We start from the raw sequence: 24,645 nt of genomic DNA, 5'->3' as shown, positions 1-24,645 counted from the left end.
TGGAGGCAGTTCAGTTGCAGAGAGCCCCGGCGTTACGTGTAACGCCGCTACGGTTGCGGGCGGGTTGCGTTAAGCGGTATCTTCTCCGTTCTAAAGACTGACCTCCTCCGCAAAACCTCGTGTTAAATCCGCTTGAAATCCACCCACTTTTGGGTGATGACCGGCGAGTGGTTCAGCAGCTGGTCCAGCAGGTCGTTTTCTTGATTGGAGATGATCAGGTTATCGAAGTTCTCTGGCTTTAAAAAACCTTCTGTGACGCTGTGGCGCAGCATTTGCAGGAAATGGTCAAAGTAGCCGTTCACATTGTAGAGGGCGGCTGGCTTCTGGATGATGCGCAACTGGTTCCAGGTGACAATCTCGCAGAACTCGTCAAAGGTGCCGAAGCCTCCGGGCATGGCCACAAAGGCATCCGACTCGGCGGCCATGAGGGCTTTGCGTTCATGCATGGTCTGTACCACGTGCAGGTGAGTAAGGCCTTTATGGGCTACTTCCATTTCTACCAGGCTCTGCGGGATCACACCCACCACCTCTCCGCCGCCGGCCAGCACGGCATCTGCCATGACACCCATGAGGCCCACGTTTCCGCCGCCGTACACCAACCGGATGCCTTTCTGGGCGAACAGGGTGCCTAAGGACTGGGCAGCTTCCTGGTAAACAGGATTATGGCCGCTGCTGGCCCCGCAAAAAATGGCAATGCTTTTCATAGGCTACTGAGGTAAAAGACAGAAGTGCGGCAAAGGTACATACTTCGTTTCTTTTCTGGTTTTGTGGATTTGGATTAAAATCAAGTTGATCCCGTGGTGCCAGAAGCAGGAGAACCCCGGCCGTCCTCCATCCCTTCTGAACCTATAGCCTCCGCTGGGGTGAAAACCGTGGCCAGGTTACTGGTAAAGTGACTTGACTTACTTTTCTAAAATGCAGATTATTAACCACATATTAAAATTACCCGGTCTTCTTTAGGATAAAATGACTATTTTTGTAGTCGCTTATGAGTAAGAGACTGCCTGTTTTCATTTTTCTGCGCCATTTCTGGTTAGCGCTGTTCCTGCTGGGAGCCGTGCTGGGGCATGGGGAGCAGGCAAAAGCAGGCCCTCCCCCAAAAAAACCGAACGCTCATCTGGCCATAGGCGCCAGATTAGGATTTCCCCAAGTAACCGCCCCCAAGAAAACCCATCAGAAACTCACCTCTTCCCGGGGAAAAGGCAAGCAAAAAGTAACTACTGAGGCGCGGGCCGGGTTCTTCCACATTACCCTCAAGCAGGCCGACCTGATCCCTGCTTTCCTGCCTTTCTACGTACCTCTGAAAGAGGTGATTCCCGCGTACGCCTCCCGGGCACCTGGCCGCAGTTTTGTGGCGCGCATTGCCCCCCTCATCATTCAGGCCAACGCTCCCTAGCTATTTCCCCTGGCGGGTACTTCTGTTCCCGCCCTTCACATCGCCCTATGGGGCTCCTAATCACGTATCCTGTTGCACCAACGGCCTCTGTGGCCAGGACGCCTTTGCGCCTGGCCAGCACCGCCCGTTTTTGCAGGCTTCCTTGGCAGCTGGGGCAGCGGGCAAGCCGAACCCCGGCGGTAACCTCGTTTTCTACAGGTGCCCGCGGCAGGGGGACTTGTAATCGTTTTGGGTCCGTTGCTCAAAAACAGCCCTGAAACCGACAGTCCAACTTTTCTAAACCATCGTTTTAAACCAGACAAAATCCCCGTTCCTGTGTGGGTCATCTTTTCTTATCTTCTATGGCAGACATCTCTGAAATACATCTTCCCCAACTTGTCACTGATTTAGCGTTTATTCTGGGAACCGCCGGGGTGACCACGCTTATCTTTAAAAAATTGAAACAACCGGTGGTGCTGGGCTACATCCTGGCCGGTTTGCTGGTGAGCCCTAATTTCCCGTTGCTCCCTTCCGTGGTAGACGGGGCAAATATTACCGTATGGGGGGAGATAGGGGTGATTTTCCTACTCTTCAGCCTGGGCCTGGAATTCAGTTTCAAAAAACTGGCCAAGGTAGGCGGTACAGCCTCTATCACGGCCCTCACCGAAGTGGTAGGCATGCTGCTCTTCGGGTACCTCACCGGTAAGTTCCTGGGCTGGTCTACCATGGACAGTATCTTTCTGGGCGGGATTCTCTCTATCTCCTCCACCACTATCATCATCAGGGCCTTTGACGAGCTGGGCATGAAAAGCCAGAAGTTTGTGGGTCTGGTGTTTGGCGCGCTCATTGTGGAAGACCTAGTCGCCATCTTGCTTATGGTGCTCTTGTCTACCGTGGCCGTGAGCCATGGATTTGGCGGCGAGGCCATGTTGCTTTCCATCTTAAAGCTGGCCTTCTTTCTGGCTCTCTGGTTCCTGGGCGGCATTTACCTCATTCCTACGTTCCTGCGCAAGTCAAAGAAACTGATGAATGATGAGACCCTGCTGGTTATCTCGGTGGCGCTGTGTCTGTTGATGGTGGTGTTGGCTAGTAAGGCCGGGTTTTCCCCCGCGCTGGGGGCCTTCATCATGGGCTCTATCTTAGCGGAAACCGTGTACACTGAGAAGATAGAGCACCTGACCAAATCTGTGAAAGACTTGTTTGGGGCGGTGTTCTTTGTATCGGTGGGTATGCTCATAGACCCACAGATGCTGGTGGAGCACGCCGGCCCGGTGATTCTGATCACCTTCGTCACCATCTTCGGGAAGTTCTTTTCCAGTGCCCTGGGCGCGCTTATCTCTGGGCAGCCCCTCAAGCAATCTATTCAGGTGGGGTTAAGCTTGTCGCAGATTGGGGAATTCTCGTTTATTATTGCCACCCTGGGGGTTACCCTCAACGTGACCAGCGATTTCCTGTACCCCATTGCCGTGGCGGTATCGGCTATTACCACCTTTACCACCCCGTTCCTGATCAAGATGTCTGAGCCGTTCTACAACCTGCTGGAACGTCACCTGCCTGAGCGCTGGAAAGCCGCCCTCACCAATTACAGCTCCGGTGCCCAGACCATCAGCAGCGCCAGCGACTGGCAACTGGTCTTGAAGGCGTTTGGGCAGACCATCATTGTGAACGCGGTGGTCATGCTGGGCATCATTCTGCTGGCCATCAATTTCCTGGCGCCCTTTGTGGCGGCCAACATACCGTCTACTCTTTGGAGCAACCTGCTCACCGTGTTTGTGGCGCTGGTGTTCATGTCGCCGTTCATCTGGGCGCTGGCCATCAAGCAGATTCAGAACCCGGCCTACACCCGGCTCTGGCGCGACAAGAAATACACCCGGGGCCCGTTGGTGGCCATGGAAACGGGCCGTTACGTGCTGGCCCTGCTGCTGGTAGGTTTCCTGCTGGACCGCCTTTTCTCTATTCAGGTAGCCCTGATCATAGCGGCGGTTTTGATAGGCGTTGTTTTCCCGCTGCTCACCAAGCGCCTCCGGACTACCTATGACCGTATTGAGCAACGGTTCCTCACCAATCTGAATGCCCGGGAGACAGAGAACGTGGACCCTGCCAAGAAGCTCTTGCCCTGGGATGCTCACTTGGCCCACTTCACGGTAAGCCCTGAATCACCGGCTGTAGGCAAGACCCTGATTGAATTAGCCATCAGGGAGCGGTATGGGGTGAGCATTGCCCAGATAGAACGGGGCCGGCTTATTCTGCCCATCCCCCGCGGCAACGAGCGCCTGTACCCCGCCGACAGGATCACCGTCATTGGCACCGATCAGCAGCTGGAAGAATTCAGACCGTTGGTAGAGACTGTTGCGGCTGAAGAAGAGATGGTGTCTTTACAGCCAGATGTTTCTTTGCGGCAGTTGCAGGTAGATGAGCGATTCCCTTTTCTGGGCCGCAACATTCGGGAGTCTGGCATCAGAGAAAAGACCATGGGCCTTATTGTGGGCATTGAACGCGACGGCGAACGGATCCTGAACCCAGACCCAGACACTATTTTCTCTTTAGGCGATATTGTCTGGCTGGCCGGGGAAACCAGGCTGATCAAGACCCTTGAATAGCACCTCCGCCTACGGAAGGCTGAAGGTGAGAAGCCAAGGGCTTTCAGCCTTTTTTTCCTAAAATAGACCTAAAATAAAAACGGGGCCGCTTTACCAGCGGTCCCGTTTTTATTTCATTGGATAAAGAAAACGCAGTAGCGGCTTTCCCGGTCAGTTTAGTACGCTCTCGCGAAATACACCCGGCGCTTGGAAGGCTGACCCGTCACCATGTCCACACCGTCTTCTTCCGGCGTGTCCAGGCCAATGCACCTGATGGTGGCTTTGGTTTCTTCTTTGATGCGTTCCTCGGTTTCGGGGGTACCATCCCAGTGAGCCAGGATGAAACCGGGTTTCTCATCCAGCAAACGCTTGAACTCCTCATAAGAATCCACCTTGGTGGTGTTGGCTTCCCTGAAGTCTAAGGCGCGCTGGAAGATGTTGGCCTGCATCTCGTCCAGCAGGGCCGGAATGGTGTTCACCAGGTCATCAAATTGCTGCGAGCTTTTCTCTTTGGTATCGCGGCGGGCCACTTCAGCGGTGCCGTTCTCCAGGTCACGGCCGCCAATGGCGATGCGTACCGGAACGCCCTTTAATTCCCACTCGGCAAACTTGAAGCCCGGGCGCTCGGTGTCGCGGTCATCGAACTTCACTGAGATGCCTTTGGCCTCCAGTTGTTTTTTCAGGCCGGAAACCTTCTCAGAGATCTGCGCCAGTTGCACTTCGCCTTTGTAGATAGGCACAATCACCACCTGGATAGGCGCCAGCTTTGGAGGCAATACCAGGCCTTCATCGTCTGAGTGGGCCATCACTAAAGCACCCATCAAACGGGTACTCACGCCCCAAGAGGTGCCCCAAACGTGTTCCAGGTTGCCTTCTTTGGTGGCGAATTTCACGTCAAACGCCTGCGCGAAGTTCTGCCCCAAGAAGTGGGACGTTCCGGCTTGCAGGGCTTTGCCGTCTTGCATCAAGCCTTCAATGCAGTAGGTATCCAAGGCCCCGGCGAAGCGCTCATTCGCGGTTTTCTTTCCACGGATCACCGGCAAGGCTAAATAGTTTTCGGCGAAGTCGGCGTATACGTGCAGCATGCGCTCGGTTTCTTCCACGGCTTCCTTTGCGGTGGCGTGGGCGGTGTGCCCTTCCTGCCACAGGAACTCGGCGGTACGCAGGAACAGGCGGGTCCGCATTTCCCAGCGCACCACGTTGGCCCATTGGTTTATGAGCAAGGGAAGGTCACGGTAGCTTTGGATCCAGCCTTTGTAGGTGCTCCAGATGATGGCCTCTGAGGTAGGGCGTACAATAAGCTCTTCCTCTAGTTTGGCATTGGGGTCTACCCGAAGTTTGCCGGGTTTATCGGGATCATTCTGCAGGCGGTAGTGGGTGACCACAGCACATTCCTTAGCGAATCCCTCCGCGTTCTGCTCCTCGGCCTCAAACAGACTTTTGGGTACAAATAGGGGAAAATAGGCGTTGGAATGCCCGGTGGCTTTGAACATATCATCCAACACGCGCTGCATCTTTTCCCAGATGGCGTACCCGTATGGTTTTATGACCATACAGCCCCGCACGGCCGAGTTTTCGGCCAGGCCGGCTTTTTTCACTAACTCATTATACCAGAGTGAATAATCCTCACTTCGTTTAGGCAACCCTTTGCTCATTTTTTGTATCTTTGATAGATAAGAAATATATAGCGAAACACGAATAACGCGGCACAGATTTTGCTCCTAATTCAGGAGAATCCATACCTTTTCGGCTCAAAAATACGTTAATATATCTGAATAGAAACGTTGGCGATCCGGATACTCGTGTGACTGGGCTCGTGAATTGATCTAGCATCCATTACCAACTACTATACTTCCATGAAATATACTACAAAAAGGCTTCTAATACTGCCGCTGCTGGGGTTTCTGGCCGCCGGGTGTAGCACCTCTTCCAACTTACAGACCAGTGAGGTAGATGATGTGTACTTTTCCTCTTCAGACAAAGTAACCTACGTAGAGCCGCTGGCCGCAGACCCATCTGCTGAAGGCGAATACGTTACGGATGGCTCTGAAGACATCACGGAACGGGTCAGCGATCCTGAATCCTACGCCCAGAGCGGCCGCCGGAGCAGCAACACTCCTTACCAGTACTCTTATTATGATGCCCCTTTCGGGAACCCTTTCTACGCGTATGGGTCGCCTTTCTATTCTCCGGGCCGCTATTACTCCAGGGCCATGATGATGAACCCATGGATGGACCCTTGGTATGATCCTTTCTACGGACCAAGTATGGCAAGCTTGGCCTTGTACGATCCTTTCTGGCCGAGACCAGGCCTGAGCATTGGTATTGGCCTTGGCTTTGGGCGGTATTACAACCCATGGGGGCATGGCTACGGATATGGCTACGGCTACAACCCTTACCGCTATGGCGGGGGCTACTATGACAGCTACTATGGCAGTAATCGCGTGATTGCCAATAACCGGGTGTCTTATGGCCGCCGGGATGACCGCAGCGCCAATACCGGAAGCAGCAACCGCAACATCTCCCGTAATGGGCGTAACAACTCGGTTGCCCCGGGCACCAGCAGATCAAGCAACGCGTCTGTGGAACCAGGCTACAGAACCCGTTCCACCAGAAGCACGGCCAGTCAGTCTAACGGAGACGCGACTATTCAGCCGCGCCGCCGGCAGATAGCTGATCCTACTGGCAGCCAAAGCCAACCTCAAATCATTAACGCCCCCAGCAACTCCAGGACTAGCTCTGAGGGTACCCAACCAACCAGACGGCAACGGGTAGACTATACGCCTACGCCAACCAGAACGTCTGAGTCCCGGTCCCGCTCTTATGAGCCAAGTCCTTCTTACACCCCGCCTACCCGGTCATCCTCTTCTTCTTCCTCTGGCAGCAGCAGCGGCGGAAGCAGTTCTGGAGGTAGCCGCAGAGGCAGAAACTAACCCCCCTTCTTCAAATTTACATGAAACGATATAGCTTTCTTTTGGCCTGTCTAGCGTTGCTAGGCAGTGCCGGGAAGGGCTTTGCCCAGAATGAGGTAGATGCCCTCCGTTACTCCCGTACAGACTTTGGTGGCACGGCCCGCACCATGGGATTGGGGGGCGCCAACGTAGCCCTTGGCGCCGATGCCGGTTCCTTCTCTTCTAACCCGGCGGGGCTGGGGCTTTTCAGACGCTCTGAGATCACAGTGTCTGCGGGCGTCAATGTCAATGATGTTTCCAGCTCGGTGTATGGCTCCACGCTTACCAACGGCCGCAACAACCTGAATATCCCAGGGCTTTCCGCGGTATTCACCACCCGCAAGGCAGACGATGAGGAAGGCGACTGGCGTTCCAGCTCCTTCGGGATTGGCTACACCCGGCTGAATAATTTCAACGAACGGCAGACCTACGGAGGCACCCATCCTGCCGGAGGCCTCAAATTTGCAGAGTATGCAGACCAATTGGCCAATCTATACGGAGTATCCAACACAAACGAGAACTTTAACATTGAGGACTTAGCCTTTGCCACCGGTCTTATCAACTATGATGAAATTGGAAACTTCTATTATCCGCCTGACTACTCCTTCACTCCCGCAAACGAAGATGAGGATGTTCAGCGCGTATTGGTTCAAACACCTTTCAGTGAAAGTATAAACACCACTGGCTCCCAGAACCAATGGGATTTCTCTTATGGCACCAGCTTCCGGGACAAAGTCTTCTTAGGCGCCTCTCTGGGAGTTAGCTCTATCAAATTCAGACGTACCAGAACTTACTTTGAATCTGGCCCAACTCAGGCACAGAACGAGCAGTCCGCCTTACAGGACCTCACCCTCATGGACGAGCTCCTCACAGAAGGAACAGGGGTAATGTTGAAGGTAGGAGCCATCTTTCGGCCTTCAGATGTGTTACGGTTAGGTTTCACGGTACAAACGCCTACGTGGTACAACCTAACAGACAGGTATAGCACGAATCTTACGGTGAACTATACCCCAGGAGTATTTGACCGCGACACGGAGTATGCGGCAACTGTTCCAGGAGAGTTTGAATATAGCCTGACCACTCCTTTCAGGGCTAGCGGCGGCGCGGCGGTATTCCTGGGCAAAAACGGCTTTATTTCAGCTGATGTAGAGTATGTAGACTACAGCAACGCTCGGTTGAACGCTGACGGCGAGTCTTTCCAAGAAGCCAATAATGCCAGCCGCAACAAGTACCAGAGCGCTCTCAACTATCGTTTGGGGGGCGAAGCCAGGCTGGATGTCTTTAGGCTAAGGGCAGGTGTAGGAGTGTCAGGAGACCCGTTCAAGGATAGTGAAGTAAGCCAGGCTAAAACATATTTCACAGGCGGGGTGGGAATTCGGAAAACCAACTTCTTTGTAGACGCAGCATTGGTATACAGCAACTACAAGAGCCTTTATAGCCCTTATATCAACCAGGAAGCTGGCCTTGCCGGTTCTGTATACAGAGATGCGGAAGTTCCTTTGGTTACCACTACCCACAAAAACACCAACCTCATCGCTACTGTGGGCTGGAATTTTTAACCTGTGTTTCAAGGCTATTTTAGCCAAATCAAGCATAAAAAGAGAAGGCCGTTCCTGCTGCAGGAACGGCCTTCTCTTTTTATAAATACCCCGGAAACTAGATATGGATGGCTCTGTTCTCGGTAGCCGCCAAACAAGCTTCTTTCATGGCTTCGGTATAGGTAGGATGCGCGTGGCTCATTCGGGCAATGTCCTCAGCGGAAGCCCGGAACTCCATCGCCACCACGGCCTCGGCGATCATGTCTGCGGCGCGGGGCCCGATCATGTGCACGCCCAGGATCTCATCCGTTTTGGCATCGGCTAGCACCTTAACGAAACCGTCGGTGTCCATAGACGCTTTAGCGCGGCCCGAGGCTTTGAAGGGGAAAGAACCTGCTTTGTAAGCGGTGCCTTGTTGCTTCAGTTGCTCCTCAGTGAAACCAACACCGGCTACCTCCGGCCAGGTGTAGACCACGCCCGGGATCAGGTTGTAGTTGATGTGCGGTTTCTGCCCCGCCATGAGCTCGGCTACCAGCACGCCTTCTTCCTCCGCCTTGTGGGCCAGCATAGCGCCACGCACTACGTCACCAATGGCGTAGATACCGGGTACGTTGGTTTGAAGATGGTCGTCTACGGCAATCATACCGCGCTCACCTAGCTGTACGCCGGCATTCTCCAAGCCCAGGCCTTCGGTGTAGGGTTTACGGCCCACAGAAACCAGGCAGTAATCGCCTTCAAACGTCACGGTTTGGCCTTTGGGAGACTCGGCGGTGACCACTACGTTTTCGCCCTGTACTTCTGCCCCGGTCACTTTGTGCCCGAAGAAGAACTCAAAACCAAGCGTTTTCTTTAAAACACGCTGTAATTCCTTGCCTAAAGAACGATCCATGGTAGGGATAAGGGCATCTGTAAACTCTACCACTGACACTTTCGCACCTAGACGGGCATACACAGAACCTAACTCCAGGCCAATCACGCCGCCGCCAATCACGATCATGTGCTTGGGCACCTCTTTCAAGGTCAAGGCTTCCGTGGAGGTGATGATGCGTTTCTTGTCCAGGGGCAGGAACGGAAGGTTCACCGGTTTTGAACCCGTGGCAATGATTACCTTATCGGTTTCTATCTGCTGCTCTGCACCGTCCTGGCCGGCGATCTTGATGGTATTCTTGTTCACGAAAGAGCCCAGGCCGTTGTACACGTCTACCTTGTTCTTTTTCATAAGGTAGGCGATGCCGTCGTTGTTAGACTTGATCACGTCGCTTTTGCGGGCGATCATCTGCTCCAGGTTCACCTTCAGGTTCTCCAGCTCAATACCGTGCGTTTTGAACGTGTGGGCAGCATTGTGGAAATGCTCAGATGAATCTAATAACGCTTTGGAGGGAATACAGCCTACGTTTAGGCAGGTACCACCCAAGACGGAATATTTTTCAATGATGGCTGTTTTCAGGCCCAGCTGCGCACAACGAACTGCCGCCACATACCCTCCGGGGCCTGAACCAATTACCGTTACATCGTATTTCATTTTATTTTCTTTTTTAAAGAGGAAGAACTTCCTCGTTCTCTAAAACTTATGCTGCAGAAGAAAAACGCTACAACTTTTTAACCCTGTTTTCGCAAAATCTGGCCTAAAAGGCCTCTGCCCCTGTCATCCTGGAAGGATCTTGTGGGCCAGCCAGAAAATCTTTATTCAAGCGCTATCACAGTTCTCCACCAAGACCCTTTCTGGATGACAAAAGGAAATAGCAGCGCGGCAATAGCTCTTTAGTTGCCAATCAAAATAAAGGAGGAGCAAACCTTTCGCTTACTCCTCCTTAACAAAGTCTGTTTACTAAACGCCCAGTAATAAGCGCATTGGATCTTCCAGCAGCTCTTTCACGCGCACCAGGAAGCTCACCGACTCACGACCGTCAATGATGCGGTGGTCATACGAAAGCGCCAGGTACATCATAGGTCTGATCTCCACCTGGTTGTTGATGGCTACCGGACGGTTCACAATGTTGTGCATACCTAGAATAGCCGACTGCGGAGCGTTGATGATAGGCGTAGACATCATAGAGCCGAATACCCCACCATTGGTGATGGTGAAGGTACCGCCGGTCATCTCATCAATGCCCAGTTTGTTCTCGCGGGCCCGCTTGGCTAATCTTACTACTTCTTTCTCAATGCCGTCTAAGCTCAGGCTCTCCGCGTTGCGGATCACCGGCACTACCAGACCCTTAGGGGCAGATACGGCAATAGACACGTCGCAGAAATCATTGAACACCATCTCGGTGCCGTCAATCTGGGCGTTCACGGCCGGCCACTCTTGCAACGCCACCGTACACGCCTTCACGAAGAACGACATGAACCCTAAGCCTACTTCGTGCTTCTCTTTGAACTTGTCTTTGTACTTGGCTCTGATGTCCATGATGGGCTTCATGTCCACCTCATTGAAGGTAGTCAACATGGCCGTCTCGTTTTTCACGGACACCAGTCTGCGGGCAACTGTTTTACGCAATGAGCTCATTTTCTCACGGCGGCTGTTACGGGCACCTGGGGCAGCCGGAGCAGGAGCCGAAGCTTCTTTGGCGGCAGGCGCAGCAGCGGCTGGTTGCGGAGCCGGAGCGGCCGGACGGGCCTGGGCGTTCTGGGCATCTTCTTTGGTGATGCGACCGTCACGGCCGGTGCCGTTCACGTCACCGGCGTTGATGCCTCTCTCAGAAAGGATTTTACCCGCGGCCGGTGAGGGCGTTCCGCTGGCATAGGTAGTGGCACCAGAAGAAGGAGCAGAAGCGGGCTGGGCAGCCGGAGCACTTGCCTGGGAAGCGGAAGCGGTAGAAACACCAGAACCGGCTCCTACCTCAATGCGGCAGATGGTTGCGCCAATCTCAACGGTATCACCTTCCTGGGCCACAATTCTCAGCACACCTGCCGCTTCGGCGGGTAGTTCAAACGTAGCTTTATCAGACTCCAGCTCGCACAGCACCTCATCCATGGAAACCTGGTCGCCATCGGCTTTCAGCCATTTGGAAATGGTCACCTCTGAGATAGACTCGCCCACCGTTGGGATTTTCACTTCCAGGGTTTGGCCGGTTCCGGCTCCGCCACCCTGAGGTTGGTTAGGGATTCCCTGGCTTGGCGTGTTCTCAGCGGCAACGGTGCTCTGAGGATCGGTCACGGTTTTAGATTCTGTGATGCTATCCTGGCTGGCGGCGGTGGTAGGCTGAGGCGCAGAAGTGCCTTGCGCAGCACCATCAATGCTACAGATTACTTCTCCGATGGCAATAGTATCACCTTCCTGGGCTTTTATTCTCAGAATACCGGCAGCCTCGGCGGGCAACTCAAAGGTAGCTTTGTCAGACTCCAGTTCACAGATCACTTCGTCCATGGCCACCTGGTCGCCATCTTGTTTGAGCCATTTGGCAATGGTTACTTCCGTGATGGATTCGCCAACTACCGGCACTTTTACTTCTAATGACATATCTTTTTCTAATTAGGAATTAAGAATTAGGAATTAAGAATTCCTATGTTGCTTTTTAATAAGTTAAGAATCAGGAATTTGAATCACCCTTACCCTTCATCGTCCTCAAAATAGAGCCGATGATTTTCAATAATTCTTCACAGTCATTCAAGAGAGAAAAAGCAAGTTCCTTTGTCAGATAACCTGTATCTCTCAGCAGCCTCAACCAATAATGGGTCTCCCTGGCTTCTTTATAACTGATAGATAGTTTATTCACAAAGTCTCGGTCACTTTGACCACCCATGGCTTCCTCTGCATTTGATCCTATAGAGGTTCCGCTCCTTAGTATTTGCTTGCCAATGGTATAGTCTTTCTTCTCTTCGGTTAAGAACTGGTACAACTTAATGATTCGAACGGCAAAGCTGTAACTTTTGGTTAACAGAACGTTCTCCTCTTTCATCATTCCTAATTCCTAATTCCTAATTCTTAATTATTTAGATGTTGAATGCTTTTTCTACTACCGCGCGCTGCTCTTTCTGGTGGATCTTGTTGTAACCAGTAGCAGGCGATGAGCTTGGCTTACGGGAAACCACGTCATCAATGCCTTTGCGCATCACGCTCAGAATATACGTCCAGGCACCCATGTTGTAGGGCTCTTCCTGTACCCAGAAGATCTGCGCGTTCGGGTATTTGCTCAACTCACGGTCCAGCTGTACCTCCGGGAACGGATGCAGCTGCTCCATCCGGATGATGGCTACATCTTGGCGGTTGGTTTTCTGCTGCTCCTCTAACAGGTCATAGTACACTTTACCGGTACACAGCAACACCTTGGTCACGGCTTTGGCATCAGCGTAGGTATCACCGATCACTTCCTGGAATGAGCCTTGGGTGAAATCTTCCACCGGAGACATCACATTCTGGTGGCGCAGCATGGATTTGGGCGACATGTGGATACATGGCTTCCGGAACGGCGTGGCCAACTGGCGGCGCAGCATGTGGAAGAAGTTCGCCGGGGTAGTACACTGGGTCACGTACATGTTGTATTCAGCCGCCAGCTGAAGGAAGCGCTCTGGGCGGGCATTGGAGTGCTCCGGTCCCTGGCCTTCATAGCCGTGCGGCAACAGCATCACCACGCCGTTCATGCGCTGCCACTTAGACTCCGTGGAAGAGATGAACTGGTCAATCATGACCTGTGAACCGTTGGCGAAGTCACCGAACTGAGCCTCCCAGATCACGAGGGCATTGGGATTGGCCATGGCATAGCCAAACTCAAAACCCAGCACGCCATACTCAGACAGGAGGGAGTTGTAGATCTGCAGTTTCTGCTGGCCTTCCTGAATGTGGTTCAGGTTGGTATAGGCGGCACTGGTATTGGCGTCATGCAACACAGCGTGACGGTGCGAGAAAGTACCCCGCTGCACATCTTGTCCACTCATGCGCACAATCTTACCTTCTAACAGGATAGAACCGTAGGCCAGTAACTCAGCGGAGGCCCAGTTCAGCGAACGGCTTCCGAAGAACATGTCCTGGCGCTCTTTGGTCAGTTTCTCGATCTGCTTGAGGGGCTTGAAGTTCTCAGGCAGCGTGGTCAACGCCTTCCCTACTTTCTCCACCGCCTCCAGAGAGATACCCGTCTCCGGCGATTGGTGAAAATCTTCTGGTTTTGACCTACGAAGCTCTTGCCATTCTTTCTCCAACACCTGGTAGTTGTACGGCAACGGCTTTTGCTTCACCATGTCCAGACGGTCCTGTAGCATCTGACGGAACTCTTTGTCCATCTCCTCGGCTACCTTGGCGTCTAGCTCCCCGCGTCTGATCAGGTCTTTATTGTAAACCTCTCTTGGATTGTCATGCTTGGAGATGAGGTTATACAGCTGCGGCTGCGTGAACTTAGGCTCATCTGCCTCATTGTGCCCATGGCGGCGGTAGCACACCATGTCAATGAAGATATCATTGTGGAATTTCTGACGGTATTCAGTAGCCAGGCGTACGGCGAACACCACGGCCTCCGGGTCATCACCGTTCACGTGCAGTACTGGCGCGTCAATAATCTTGGCTAAATCAGTGCTATAGATGGAAGAACGGGCGTCTTCAAAGTCAGTGGTGAAACCTACCTGGTTGTTGATCACGAAGTGGATGGTACCGCCGGTGCTGTAGCCTTCCAGCTTGGCCATCTGGGTAACCTCGTAGCCAATGCCTTGTCCGGCCACGGCCGCATCACCGTGGATCAGGATAGGAAGGATTTTGTTCGTGTCACGGCCATACATAGAGTCCAGCTTGGCGCGCACGAAGCCTTCTACCACAGGGTTCACCGCTTCTAAGTGAGAAGGGTTAGGAGCCAGTTTCAGATTCACTTTGCCACCAGATGGCGTGCTCACCTCGCTGGAGAAGCCCATGTGGTACTTCACGTCACCGTCACCCATGGTCAGATCCGGCACAGCTGTTCCCTCAAACTCAGAGAAGATCTGCTCATAGGTTTTGCCCATGATGTTGGCCAGCACGTTCAAACGGCCACGGTGGGCCATACCGATCACCACTTCCTCTACGCCCAATTCAGAGCCTTTGTCAATGATGGCATCCAGGGCCGGAATGGTGGTTTCCCCGCCTTCCAGGGAGAAGCGTTTCTGGCCCAGGAACTTGGTGTGCAGGAAATTCTCAAACACCACTGCCTCGTTCAACTTAGACAGAATGCGTTTTTTGTATTCTGGCGAAGGGTTGAAAGCCACTGATTCCTTTTCGGCTTTCTGCTTGAACCAAGTCAACACTTCCGGGTCGCGGATGTACATGAACTCAAACCCGATGGTGCCTTCGTATATTTTCTTAAGCGTGGCTAAGATGTCACGCAAAGGAGCGGTGCCTAAGCCCAATTCTGCGCCGCTGATGAATTTAGTATCCAGATCAGCCTCTGACAGGCCAAAGTCTTTCAGGTCCAGAAGGGCCTTGCGGTCTTTGCGGGGTCTTACCGGGTTGGTGTTAGAGCGCAGGTGACCGCGGGAACGGTAGGCATAGATCAGATTCCGTACCTGGATTTCTTTTTCTACTTCCCCCACAGAGGCGCCACCCGTGGTGGAACCTGTGGCAGGCTTTGCGGTTGTGGTGGCTTCGCCGTTTTCACTAGGGTAGCTTTGGGAGAAATCAAACCCTTCAAAGAATTTCTGCCAGCCAAACTCAACTGAGGCCGGATCTTGCTGATACTGCTTGTACAGTTCATCAATATAGGTTCCGTGCGCGTTGGCTATATATGAGTATTTATCCATAAGAATTACTAGTACTTACCTAATTATTGGCAAATTATAAAATGATGCCCATTAAACATAGCCCTAAATTCGCATAGGCAAATATGCGGCCTTGTCACCTCTCACCACCCTAGTTACGGGCTCCTCTGCCTTTGCTTGTCAAAATCATGTATGGCATACGGAAAAATCGTGGTTTAGGCGAAATTATAGATAAATAGATAAGGGACAAACCTTTAGCAGAAGTAGCCCTTTTATTCCTGCTTTTTCTTTCTTTCCTGCCAACCCCCCTAGTAGTTGATCTCATTCCTACAGGGAACGCACCCAAACCTACATCATTGCAGGCAGGGCCTTGAAAGGATTGAATGATTGAGAGAAGGAGTGATTGAGAGAATTAGTGAGAAAGGATGAGTGAGAGAAGGGAAAGAGGCTGCTTCAGATGAAGTCTCGTTTTATGCTATGAATTAGGGAATGCTCATGATTTAGGCACACTTTTCAAGAAACAGGCCCAAAATCAGAAATTAAGGGGTAATAAAGGCTAAGTGGCTGGCTTAGAGAAATGACAGGAAGGGCCTATATATAATGTGGTTATTAATGCGCAGGGCATCCACGCCTAAGGAAGGGAATAACCAAAAACCTACTTATTCCTAGATTTAGCTCTACCCTTATTTCACGGCCTTTTGACAAAATCACCCCTTAAACAGAGACGCTACTCGCGGTTGCGCACCCGCGCAAAGGAAGGCACATCTACGGCGGCCTCAGAAAGTTGGGTCTTGGTAATTGGCCCGGCCTGTACCTGCACCCCGCGCACATCATCTATCACTACGGTCTTCTTGCGCCAGCCCTCCACGGTAGACTTGTCGGTGACCTGGTCCTGGCCGGCCCCGCCGTATAGATAGACGTAGCTTCCTTTGGCGGCAGAACCCTTGAGGTCAAAAATGTCATGTCCCTTGAGCCCATAGAGGTTGATTCTTTCGGTTTCGCTGGCAAAGAAGGTACGGCTGTAGAGTTTGGCACCGTTCATGTTCCCTTTGCCCAACCGGAATACCTCTACCACGGTTCTACCCTGTGAAAGGCGTTGCACCACAAACCGCTCCGGCTCATCTGAACCCACCACGGCTACCTCTTTGGCTAAGATCTTATAATACTCCTCTGCGGTCTGCACCAGCAACTGCCGGCGGCTTCTGAGCTTTTGAAAGGTATCTTCGCCCACCAGATCATACACCGAAGGGGGCATCTGGCGCACAGCCTCCCGCAAAACAGAGTCAGAGAGCGCCAGCTGCATCTCCCGTGCCAGCCGCCTGAAATCCACCAAAGAAACCTCAGAGAGGGCCCGGGCATCCAGGAAAGCCGCATTGATGGTGAGCCCAAACACATCCTTGAATTCCTCATGGAACGACTCAAACTTGCGGGCTGCGAATTTACGGGTGGCCAGCCAAGGTATCAATCCATCATCATAGCGGCAGAGTGCCTGGTCACGGTCTTTGGGAACCGGCTTGTACCAGAACTCGTTTTCCTGCGCATACACGGCCCAATCCCACTGCCCTTCATGGCGGTCCCAGTCGCTGATCAAGAGGTCTAGCAGGCGCGCCCGGGCAAACGCCCACTGGTCAATGCGGTGCCGGCTAGACCCGAAGCGCTGTTGCAGCATTTCCTCAGAACTCACCAAATCAGAGGCCGCCCCAAATTTCTCAGTGAGGGAGGTCTTGGTGGAGAACTTTTCCTCTAGCAGAAAAAGCTTGTTCCCGAAAAGGTTTGAATATTGCTTGAAGCTCTGATCTGCGGGCAAGACGTAGACCAACTGGGGCGAAGGATGGAAAATGCCTGCTGCTTCGGCCAACGGCGCCACCACCAGGGCGGCATAGGGGTTGGTGGCCGAGATCTGGTCCCGCACAAAAGCCCCCACAAAGGTTTTGCGCCAGAAAGGCGGAAGCACACTGATGGGGTCTTTGTCTAAGGAACGCAAGGCAAACCGGCGGCCCAAGGTGTCAGTGAGGGTCAGGCTGGTGGTTTGCATGCCGCCGCCCAGCTTCTCTATCAAAAGCCCACCCTGGAACTCCTTCATGTGGAACACCTTCGCCTTGACCGGCACCGCCCATACATCACGGTAATGCTTGCCCAGAAAGAAGGCCCCCACCTTGCTGATTTGGTAGTGGCTGCCGGCACTTACCCGCACACTGTCATGGGGGTTGTTCAGCAGGCTGGCGTTACCCAGGAAGGCTGGCACAGGGGCATGCTCTGCGGGAGGCTGGGGAAAGAGAAAGTCCACCAACCCAAATAGGAATAGCGCCCCCACCAGTGCCAGTAAAATCCTTCTCTTCATGTACGCGGTTAAATTTAGAGTTCAGCTTTACCTTAAAACGGCCGGAAAGGTTCAGGCAAATTGCCACCGGCCTTTTAGCCCTGCCTTACTGAAAACCGCCGGAAAACTTATACCTTTAACCTCAACGGCCAGAAGTCAACCTTGCGGTTGGCGCCTGCGTTAAAACAATTCTTCCAAAACCTTAAGTCTATAATTATGGCAAACAGTGCTACCTACACAGGTATAACCCCAGATCTGTACAACAACCTGAAAGGCAAATTAGGCGCCGCCGGCATTGAGTTGGCAGGCAACAGCGGGCGGGTGTCCAAGCAAGGCGTCACCGCCGACTATGCGTATGAAGAAAACTCTCAGACCCTGCAGATCAACAACGTACAGGTCAGCTTTCCGGCCAGTATGATGTTCAGCCCAGACAAGATCATCCAGAAAATAGACGAAGCCGTTCGCAGCGCGGGTGGCCAAGTGGCATAACTTGCAAAAAAGCATGACCTAAGCGTCAGTATTTGCGTATAAAAATCCCGGTCCGGCTCCAGCGCAGGCCGGGATTCTTTATTTAACCGATTTTCATCAGAGACACCACTACCATGGAACAAAACCAGAATACTTCTTCCCAAACCCCTCAGCTTGTACAGCCAAAAGACTTCGCCAAAACCGTGGAGTCAATTGTAAGCGTTTACCAAGGCAACCATGAGTCACTGCCAGAACTGCTGTCAGACGCTGGCAAAATGCTGCTGAAGGTACGGCAGAAACTGACGCCCGTACAATTGGTGCTGTCTGTGGCAGCAGTGGCCATTGGAGCCATTGTGCTGGTTTCTTACGGCAGCAACCATCAGTTCAATGAGGCAGAGGAAGTGCGCTAACAGACCTTCCCTTCTCTCTTCAGTAAAAGACTCCGCTTAAGGCATTAGGCGGAGTTTTTTCTTGCCCAAAATGTTAATATTAAAGTTCTTTATTACAATAATTATATAATTATCATACGGTTGCCAAGAATCATGTGACAATGAAAAAAGCGAGACGTATTTTCCTTATTAGCGGAGCGGGATTGCTGGTAGTAATTCTTTCTGCCCTGGCGTATGTAAAAATTGCCTTACCCAACGTAGGGCTGCGCCTGACCTCAAGATCACCGCCACTGAAAGCCAATTGGCCCGGGGCCGGTACCTGGCCCATCACGTGATGGTGTGCATAGACTGCCACTCTGAGCGGGACTGGACCAAATTCACCGGTCCGCCCAAAGACGGCACGTGGGGCAAAGGCGGCGAAGCCTTCTCTAAAGAAATGGGGTTCCCGGGCATGTTTTACGCCCGCAACATCACCCCGGCCGGCATAGGTGACTGGACCGACGGGGAAGTGCTCAGGGCCATCACCATGGGCGTCAATAAAGAAGGCCATCCGCTTTTCCCGGTGATGCCGCACCACCTGTACGGCCAGTTAGCTCAGGAAGACATGGAAGCCGTGGTGGCGTATTTGCGCACGTTGCCGGCCATAGAAAACGAGGTACCCGCCTCGCGCGCAGACTTCCCCATGAACTTCCTCCTGAACACCATACCCAAGAAAGCAGCATTCCAGCCGGTGCCTTCTGCTGCTGACCAAGTGCGGTACGGGAAATACCTGACCACGGCGGCGGCCTGCATTAAATGCCATACCCAGAAAAAGCAGGGCCAAAACGTGGCCGGAATGGAGTTTGCCGGAGGAATTGAATTTCCCTTGCCGGGGGGTGGCAAAATAGCCTCGGCCAACATCACCCCAGACCCACAGACGGGCATTGGCCGCTGGAGCAAAGAAACCTTCGTGAGCCGGTTCAAGCAATACGCAGACTCTTCGTACCGCCCCCACACCGTAGGCAAAGGTGAATTAAACACCCTTATGCCGTGGTCTATGTACGCCGGCATGGAGCGCGAAGACCTGGAGGCTATCTATGTCTATTTGCAGAGCCTACCAGCCGTGCAGCACAAGGTCACCCGCTTCACCAAAAATTAGCTTGAACCGTTAGCCCCTCTTTGCTCATGGGAGAGACCATTTTACGGCTGTTTTGGTAGAAACTGACCAAAAGCGGCTTGCCTCTTTGTAGCGTTTACGCCTTGGTTTACTCCAATCACCCTAAAAAGAACCCTTGCCTGGCACTCTGCCTATGGTAATTGTGTTTTCTTTGCACACCCCGTAGCATGCCAAAAACCAAGAAGAAATACGCTCCCGCAGAGACCGCTCCGCTCACCGCCCAGGAGCGCGTAAGCCGGTACATGCGCGGCAACAAAGCCAAGCACACGCAACCAGAGCTTCTGCTGCGCCGGGCCCTTTGGCACGGCGGGTTACGCGGTTACCGGCTACACTGGAAAAAGGTGCCGGGCAAGCCCGATGTCTGCTATCCCGGCCGCAGGTTGGCGATCTTCCTGCACGGCTGTTTCTGGCACCGTTGCCCCTATTGCGCCCCGGCCCTGCCCAAGACCAACACCACTTTCTGGGCCGAGAAATTCGCCCGCAACCAGGAACGGGACCACCGGAACCGGGAGAAACTCAAGGCCGCCGGCTGGCAGGTGCTGGTGATCTGGGCCTGCCAGTTGCAGAAAGATGTACCCGGCTGCCTGTTTGCAGTCAAAGCCTTACATGCGGGCGTGCCGGAGAGTTACTGGCTAGAGGCAGCATAAGCTGTTTTGGACCTCTTTCTGCCAAAGGAAGACCTTTTCAGGGAATGTTTAGCCGGGTGTTCGTTTTGCCGCCCTTTTCTGAAAACTGGTCTTTAAACTTCCTTCAGCACCGCAAGCGTTAATTTTCCTTGTTTACCGGGACACCTACCCTTGCCATTGCACGGGTACGCCCAGCTTTCTGGCGGAGTATCCGGCCGCGGAAGCATGCAGCCTGGGGAGCACTTCATTCACCGCCTCAGAGAATTCCACGTGCAGGTCTTCGTGCAGCTTCTGCAGTTTCTGTACCAGCTCCTGGGCCCGCTTGGCCAGAAAGAGCGCCAAGGCCTCTGTGGCCCCAGAAAGAGAAGACAGCATTTCCTGCTGATGCTTTAGCACTTCCTGCAAGAGCAACAAAAGCAGGCTTACCTCTCCGTACACATCACCGGTTACTTTGACATGGTAGCTCAACGGAGGGCACATTTGCCGCAGGCCAGTCAGTAGCTCCGTGGCGTTGTAGTAAAAGCCCCGGGAGAGGGTTTGCACCTGCGTTCGCAGCGCCTCCCTTCTTTCTTCCAGCGCGCTGGGCCCTTCCAGTAACTCAAATCTGAGCTGGTCCTGCAACACGGGCTGGGTAGCCAGTAACTGAACCAAAAGCTTGTCTTTTTTGGCGGCGGGCAAGGCCAACAGGGCCTTCCGGAGGTCTTTATCCAATGCAGGCATAGTAAAATCAAGTCTCTTCTGGGTAAACAAACCAGGGCCTCAAATTATTCCTTTCAGGGGCCGGTTCTCAAACTTTTGACAAAAGACCACTTTTACGCAGGAAAGCCGCTCTTAGAATCAACCTTATATAGCAAAAAATGCGTAAACAGCCGCAAACGCGCCTGGACACTCCCCAGCGTGTATACCGTGGGGTCTATTTGGTTTGGCCTGCCTTTTCTGGGAAGAGGCCTGAAACAACCGGGTTACCAGCATCTAATTTTAATGAACATGAAAGAAAATTTACCCTTCAGGGTAATCCTGCTTCACCTTTGCCTTTGGGTTTTCTGCCCTTTTACCTCCTGGGCCCAACAGCCCAGCTTACCCTCTGGTGCCCCTTCTTACACGGTGCTTTTAGCGGGCCGGTGGTCTCCGGGGCAAAGCACGGCGGCCCCCTTACCCCTCTTGCAGGAGCAGCTTAAGCTGGCCGGCGAGAAAAGCGCCATGGTGTTTATAGGCAACCCGTTCCTACCGGCGGCCCTGCCCGGCGTCTCGGCGCCTAACCGGAAAGAGCTGGAGGCCCAACTGCAAACCCAACTGGGCTATCTGCAAGGCTACCCAGGCAAGCTCATTCTCCTACCCGGTGAACATGACGCCAAAGGCAATCTGGTACAGGAGGTACGCAACCAGGAGCGGTTTATCACCACCTACCTGAAGAACGAGAAGCTGTTCCTGCCAGAAAACCACTGCCCCGGCCCTGCCGAGGTCTCCCTCACCCAAGACGTGCACCTGTTTCTGATGGACACCCAATGGCTGCTGCCTAACCGCCGCATGGACGAGGAAGAGGAACAACGCAGCTGCCCTACCACCGGCGTCACGGCTACCTTGGCCGCCCTGGATGATGTGTTGCGCAGCAACGAAGAGAAAAACCTCTTGGTGGTGATGAGCACCTCCCCAAAGATGAAGAGCCTGGAACGCCGTCTCATGCACCGCCAGCTTGCGCAGATGTACACCCAACACTCAGGTGTGGTACACGCAGAAGGGAACTCAGCTTCTCTGTCGCATAGCCGTCAAGACAGCATCCATTACCTGGGTTTGGGACTGGGCCAGGAGAAAGCAAAGCTAGGCCATGACGCTGCGGCGGCTTTCACTGAAAACGCGCCCGGGTTTGCCAAGCTCCTGTACTTCCCCAACGGGGAAACCTGGCTGGAGATCTGGACTGCCCCAGACGTAAAAAGCACCCAGGGGAAGGTGGCCTACCGGACTCTGCTCTCCCGCAAGCCTACCCAGAAACAGGTAGAAGAGGAAACCAAGAAACTGAACCTGAACTTCGCGGGGCAGAAAGATGCCCTGCCCGCCAGCCTGGTGTACAGAGCCAGCGGTTTCAGGGAATGGCTGCTGGGCAAGAACTACCGGCCAGAATGGGAAACCCCCGTTTCTCTGCCGGTTTTTGATATCGGCACCCAAAACGGCGGCCTGAAGGTGGTGCAGAAGGGCGGCGGGTTCCAAACTGTTTCCTTGCGCCTGGAAGACAGCACCGGCCGCCAGTACGTGCTGCGGTCAGTAGAGAAATACCCAGACGCCGCTTTGCCCAGGATCCTGCGCCATACCCTGGCCGCCGATGTGGTGAAAGACCAGATTTCGGCCTCCCACCCGTACGGGGCTCTGGTGGTGCCGCGGCTGGCCAACGCTGTGGGCGTGTACCACACCAATCCGCAGTATTTCATTATCCCGGATGACCCGCGGTTCGGGAAATACCTGAAAGGCTTCGCCAACACCATTGGTATGTTTGAGGAACGCCCCGACGAGGACATGTCTGACCTTGCCAGCTTTGGCCGATCAGAGAACGTGGTAGGCACTGACAAGGTGCTGGAGAACACCCTGGAAGATCAGAACGACCAGGTAGACCAGCGCAGCGTGCTGCGGGCCCGCCTCCTGGACTTCTTCATTGCCGACTGGGACCGCCATGATGACCAGTGGCGCTGGGCGGAATTCAAGAAAGAGGGCAAAGGCAAGCTCTACAGACCGGTTCCCCGCGACCGTGACCAAGCCTTCTTCGTGAACCAGGGCGTAATCCCGAACATTGCCAGCCGCCGCTGGATCATGCCCAAAGTACAGGGCTTTGACGAGAGCCTGCGCGACATCAAGGGCTTCAACTTCAACAACCGGTACTTTGACCGCTATTTCCTCACGGGCCTGGAACGCCAAGACTGGGTGGCCATGGCAGACTCCGTGGAGGCCGGCCTCACAGATGCCGCTATTGAGGAGGCGGTAAGGCAGTTACCGGCAGAGATCCAGAAAGTCTCTGGGCAGCAGCTGGCCCAAACGCTGAAAGCCCGGCGCGCCACCATCAAACGCGACGCCCAAGACTATTATGAGTTCCTGGCCCACAAGGTAGACGTGGTAGGCACTGACCAGGAAGAGCGTTTTGAGGTACTGCGGGAACCAGGCGGCGCCACGCTGGTGACCATTACCAAGAAAAAGGATGCTGACGCGGAGAACGTTTTGTACAGACGCCGCTTCCTGCCAGATGAGACCCGCGAGATCAGGCTGTACGGCCTGGGCGGCACGGATGAGTTCATTGTGCGGGGAAAAGCCGCGGACGGCATCAGGCTAAGGATCATAGGCGGCGAGGGCCAGGACCTGATCACAGATAGTTCCAGCGTGGTGGGCCTGCGGAGGCTTACCTATGTGTATGACCAACCCAACGGCGCCCAGCTCCAGCTAGGGCCAGAAGCCAGAAACCTCACCCATCTGCGCAACACGCCGGTGTATGACCGCAAGAGCTTCAAATACAATTACTTGGGTCCCTTGGGTTCTGTGGAATACAACCGCGACGATGGTTTGATCTTGGGCGCGGGCGTCTTGCTCAAAACCCAGAGTTTCCAGAAGGAGCCGTATGGCATGATGCACCGGTTGGTGGGCAGCTACGCCTTCAACACCCAGTCGTTTCTGGTAGACTATGCCTCGCATTTCACCAACCTGCGCCTGGGCCTGGACCTGAAGGTGAACGTGAACTGGAAAAGCCCGGGCTTTGCCGAGAACTTCTTTGGGCTAGGCAATGAAACGCCTTACAACCCAGATATTGACATTGAGAATTACCGGTTTGAGTCTTCTCAGTTCTACACCAACCTGCTGGTGGGCCGCAAGCTGAGTGAATATGAAACGTTGTTTGTGGGGCCTGCCTACCAGAGCGTGAACGTAGACCAGATCCCGGGGCGCTTTCTACCCATGCAACTGGAGGGCACGGAACAAGGCATAGGGTACTATGAACCTAAATCCTACGCGGGGGCCCGCCTGGAGTATGTGCTGGACTCGCGTGACCTGGCCGCCCTGCCCAGCAAAGGGGTGCACTGGCAAGTAGCTGCAGACCTGCTCAAGGGCACCAAACAGGGTTCTTCAGACGTGGCGCGGGTGCATACCCAATTTGCCATTTACAAAACCCTGCGCGTTCCGCTGAAACTGACGTTGGCCACGCGCTTTGGAGGGGGCCATACCTTTGGGAACAGCTTTGAGTTCTTCCAGGCCCAGTTCCTGGATGGTCCTTCTATGCTGCGCGGGTACCGCCGCAACCGCTTCAGCGGCCAGAGCAGCTTCTACAACAACACCGAGGCCCGTCTTCGCCTGTTCAGCTTCACCACCTACCTGTTCCCGGCTTCGCTGGGGGTATTCGGGTTCCATGACGTGGGCCGGGTATGGATGGACAATGAAGACTCTGACAAGTGGCACACCGGCTACGGCGGAGGCGTGTGGCTCTCCCCGTTGAACCAGGTGGTGATCTCCTTAGGCATGGCTTCGTCTCAGGAGCAAACCCAGTTCCTGCTGCGGGCGGGTTTCCTGTTCTAAAAACCAAAAATGCCATCAAAACAGAAAGGGCTGACCAAATGGTCAGC

At 53.7% G+C, this 24,645-nt stretch carries 17 protein-coding genes; 9 read left to right on the top strand and 8 right to left on the bottom strand.

The window, feature by feature from the left end; genetic code table 11:
- Window positions 1-122 precede the first annotated feature (122 nt).
- Window positions 123-704 (bottom strand): LOG family protein, encoded by a 582-nt coding sequence (locus tag FOE74_RS18670; RefSeq protein WP_149100148.1) that lies wholly within the window; start codon window positions 702-704, stop codon window positions 123-125.
- A gap of 284 nt (window positions 705-988) precedes the next feature.
- On the opposite strand from FOE74_RS18670, the gene FOE74_RS18665 reads away from it, so the two are divergent.
- A complete protein-coding gene (locus tag FOE74_RS18665; protein WP_149100147.1) occupies window positions 989-1,396 on the top strand; it encodes a hypothetical protein in 408 nt (135 codons plus the stop codon).
- A gap of 341 nt (window positions 1,397-1,737) precedes the next feature.
- Entirely contained in the window at window positions 1,738-3,975 is a 2,238-nt protein-coding gene (locus FOE74_RS18660) for a cation:proton antiporter domain-containing protein (protein WP_149100146.1), read from the top strand.
- Window positions 3,976-4,130: 155 nt separating this feature from the next.
- Here the strand turns inward: FOE74_RS18660 and proS are convergent, their stop codons facing one another.
- The gene (proS, locus tag FOE74_RS18655) at window positions 4,131-5,609 is read right to left on the bottom strand and encodes a proline--tRNA ligase (protein ID WP_149100145.1); all 1,479 of its coding nucleotides are present in this window, start codon (window positions 5,607-5,609) and stop codon (window positions 4,131-4,133) included.
- 201 nt (window positions 5,610-5,810) lie between these two features.
- On the opposite strand from proS, the gene FOE74_RS18650 reads away from it, so the two are divergent.
- Both FOE74_RS18650 and FOE74_RS18645 read left to right on the top strand, forming a co-directional pair.
- Window positions 5,811-6,887 (top strand): hypothetical protein, encoded by a 1,077-nt coding sequence (locus tag FOE74_RS18650; protein WP_149100144.1) that lies wholly within the window; start codon window positions 5,811-5,813, stop codon window positions 6,885-6,887.
- 20 nt (window positions 6,888-6,907) lie between these two features.
- Window positions 6,908-8,464, top strand: a complete 1,557-nt coding sequence (locus tag FOE74_RS18645) for an OmpP1/FadL family transporter (RefSeq protein WP_149100143.1) — start codon at window positions 6,908-6,910, stop codon at window positions 8,462-8,464.
- A 97-nt stretch (window positions 8,465-8,561) separates the two neighbouring features.
- Here FOE74_RS18645 and lpdA read toward each other — a convergent pair whose 3' ends face one another.
- The 5 genes from lpdA to FOE74_RS18620 all read right to left on the bottom strand — a co-directional run bounded on the left by lpdA (window position 8,562) and on the right by FOE74_RS18620 (window position 17,438).
- A complete protein-coding gene (gene lpdA / locus FOE74_RS18640) occupies window positions 8,562-9,965 on the bottom strand; it encodes a dihydrolipoyl dehydrogenase (RefSeq protein WP_149100142.1) in 1,404 nt (467 codons plus the stop codon).
- Window positions 9,966-10,271: 306 nt separating this feature from the next.
- A complete protein-coding gene (gene odhB, locus FOE74_RS18635) occupies window positions 10,272-11,903 on the bottom strand; it encodes a 2-oxoglutarate dehydrogenase complex dihydrolipoyllysine-residue succinyltransferase (RefSeq protein WP_149100141.1) in 1,632 nt (543 codons plus the stop codon).
- Between the two features lie 70 nt (window positions 11,904-11,973).
- Window positions 11,974-12,345, bottom strand: a complete 372-nt coding sequence (locus tag FOE74_RS18630) for a four helix bundle protein (protein WP_308422733.1) — start codon at window positions 12,343-12,345, stop codon at window positions 11,974-11,976.
- A 31-nt stretch (window positions 12,346-12,376) separates the two neighbouring features.
- Window positions 12,377-15,139, bottom strand: coding sequence for a 2-oxoglutarate dehydrogenase E1 component (locus FOE74_RS18625; protein ID WP_149100140.1), 2,763 nt, complete (start codon window positions 15,137-15,139; stop codon window positions 12,377-12,379).
- A gap of 685 nt (window positions 15,140-15,824) precedes the next feature.
- Complete coding sequence (locus FOE74_RS18620) at window positions 15,825-17,438, bottom strand: hypothetical protein (protein ID WP_149100139.1); 1,614 nt, start codon at window positions 17,436-17,438, stop codon at window positions 15,825-15,827.
- A 195-nt stretch (window positions 17,439-17,633) separates the two neighbouring features.
- On the opposite strand from FOE74_RS18620, the gene FOE74_RS18615 reads away from it, so the two are divergent.
- The 4 genes from FOE74_RS18615 to FOE74_RS18600 all read left to right on the top strand — a co-directional run bounded on the left by FOE74_RS18615 (window position 17,634) and on the right by FOE74_RS18600 (window position 20,077).
- Window positions 17,634-17,906, top strand: coding sequence for a hypothetical protein (locus FOE74_RS18615; RefSeq protein WP_149100138.1), 273 nt, complete (start codon window positions 17,634-17,636; stop codon window positions 17,904-17,906).
- Between the two features lie 113 nt (window positions 17,907-18,019).
- Window positions 18,020-18,295, top strand: coding sequence for a hypothetical protein (locus tag FOE74_RS18610; protein WP_149100137.1), 276 nt, complete (start codon window positions 18,020-18,022; stop codon window positions 18,293-18,295).
- A gap of 280 nt (window positions 18,296-18,575) precedes the next feature.
- Window positions 18,576-19,412: a c-type cytochrome gene (locus FOE74_RS18605; RefSeq protein WP_308422732.1), complete on the top strand. Its 837-nt coding sequence runs from the start codon at window positions 18,576-18,578 to the stop codon at window positions 19,410-19,412.
- 185 nt (window positions 19,413-19,597) lie between these two features.
- Window positions 19,598-20,077, top strand: coding sequence for a very short patch repair endonuclease (locus tag FOE74_RS18600; protein WP_149100136.1), 480 nt, complete (start codon window positions 19,598-19,600; stop codon window positions 20,075-20,077).
- 144 nt (window positions 20,078-20,221) lie between these two features.
- Here FOE74_RS18600 and FOE74_RS18595 read toward each other — a convergent pair whose 3' ends face one another.
- Window positions 20,222-20,776 (bottom strand): hypothetical protein, encoded by a 555-nt coding sequence (locus tag FOE74_RS18595; RefSeq protein ID WP_149100135.1) that lies wholly within the window; start codon window positions 20,774-20,776, stop codon window positions 20,222-20,224.
- Between the two features lie 267 nt (window positions 20,777-21,043).
- On the opposite strand from FOE74_RS18595, the gene FOE74_RS18590 reads away from it, so the two are divergent.
- Window positions 21,044-24,598, top strand: a complete 3,555-nt coding sequence (locus tag FOE74_RS18590) for a BamA/TamA family outer membrane protein (RefSeq protein ID WP_188686988.1) — start codon at window positions 21,044-21,046, stop codon at window positions 24,596-24,598.
- Window positions 24,599-24,645: the final 47 nt, after the last annotated feature.

Source organism: Rufibacter glacialis, from assembly GCF_008271745.1.
Classification (GTDB): Bacteria; Bacteroidota; Bacteroidia; order Cytophagales; family Hymenobacteraceae; genus Nibribacter; species Nibribacter glacialis.
The sequence above is the reverse complement of the archived record's forward strand: the minus strand, read 5'-3'. Positions and strand labels throughout refer to the sequence as shown.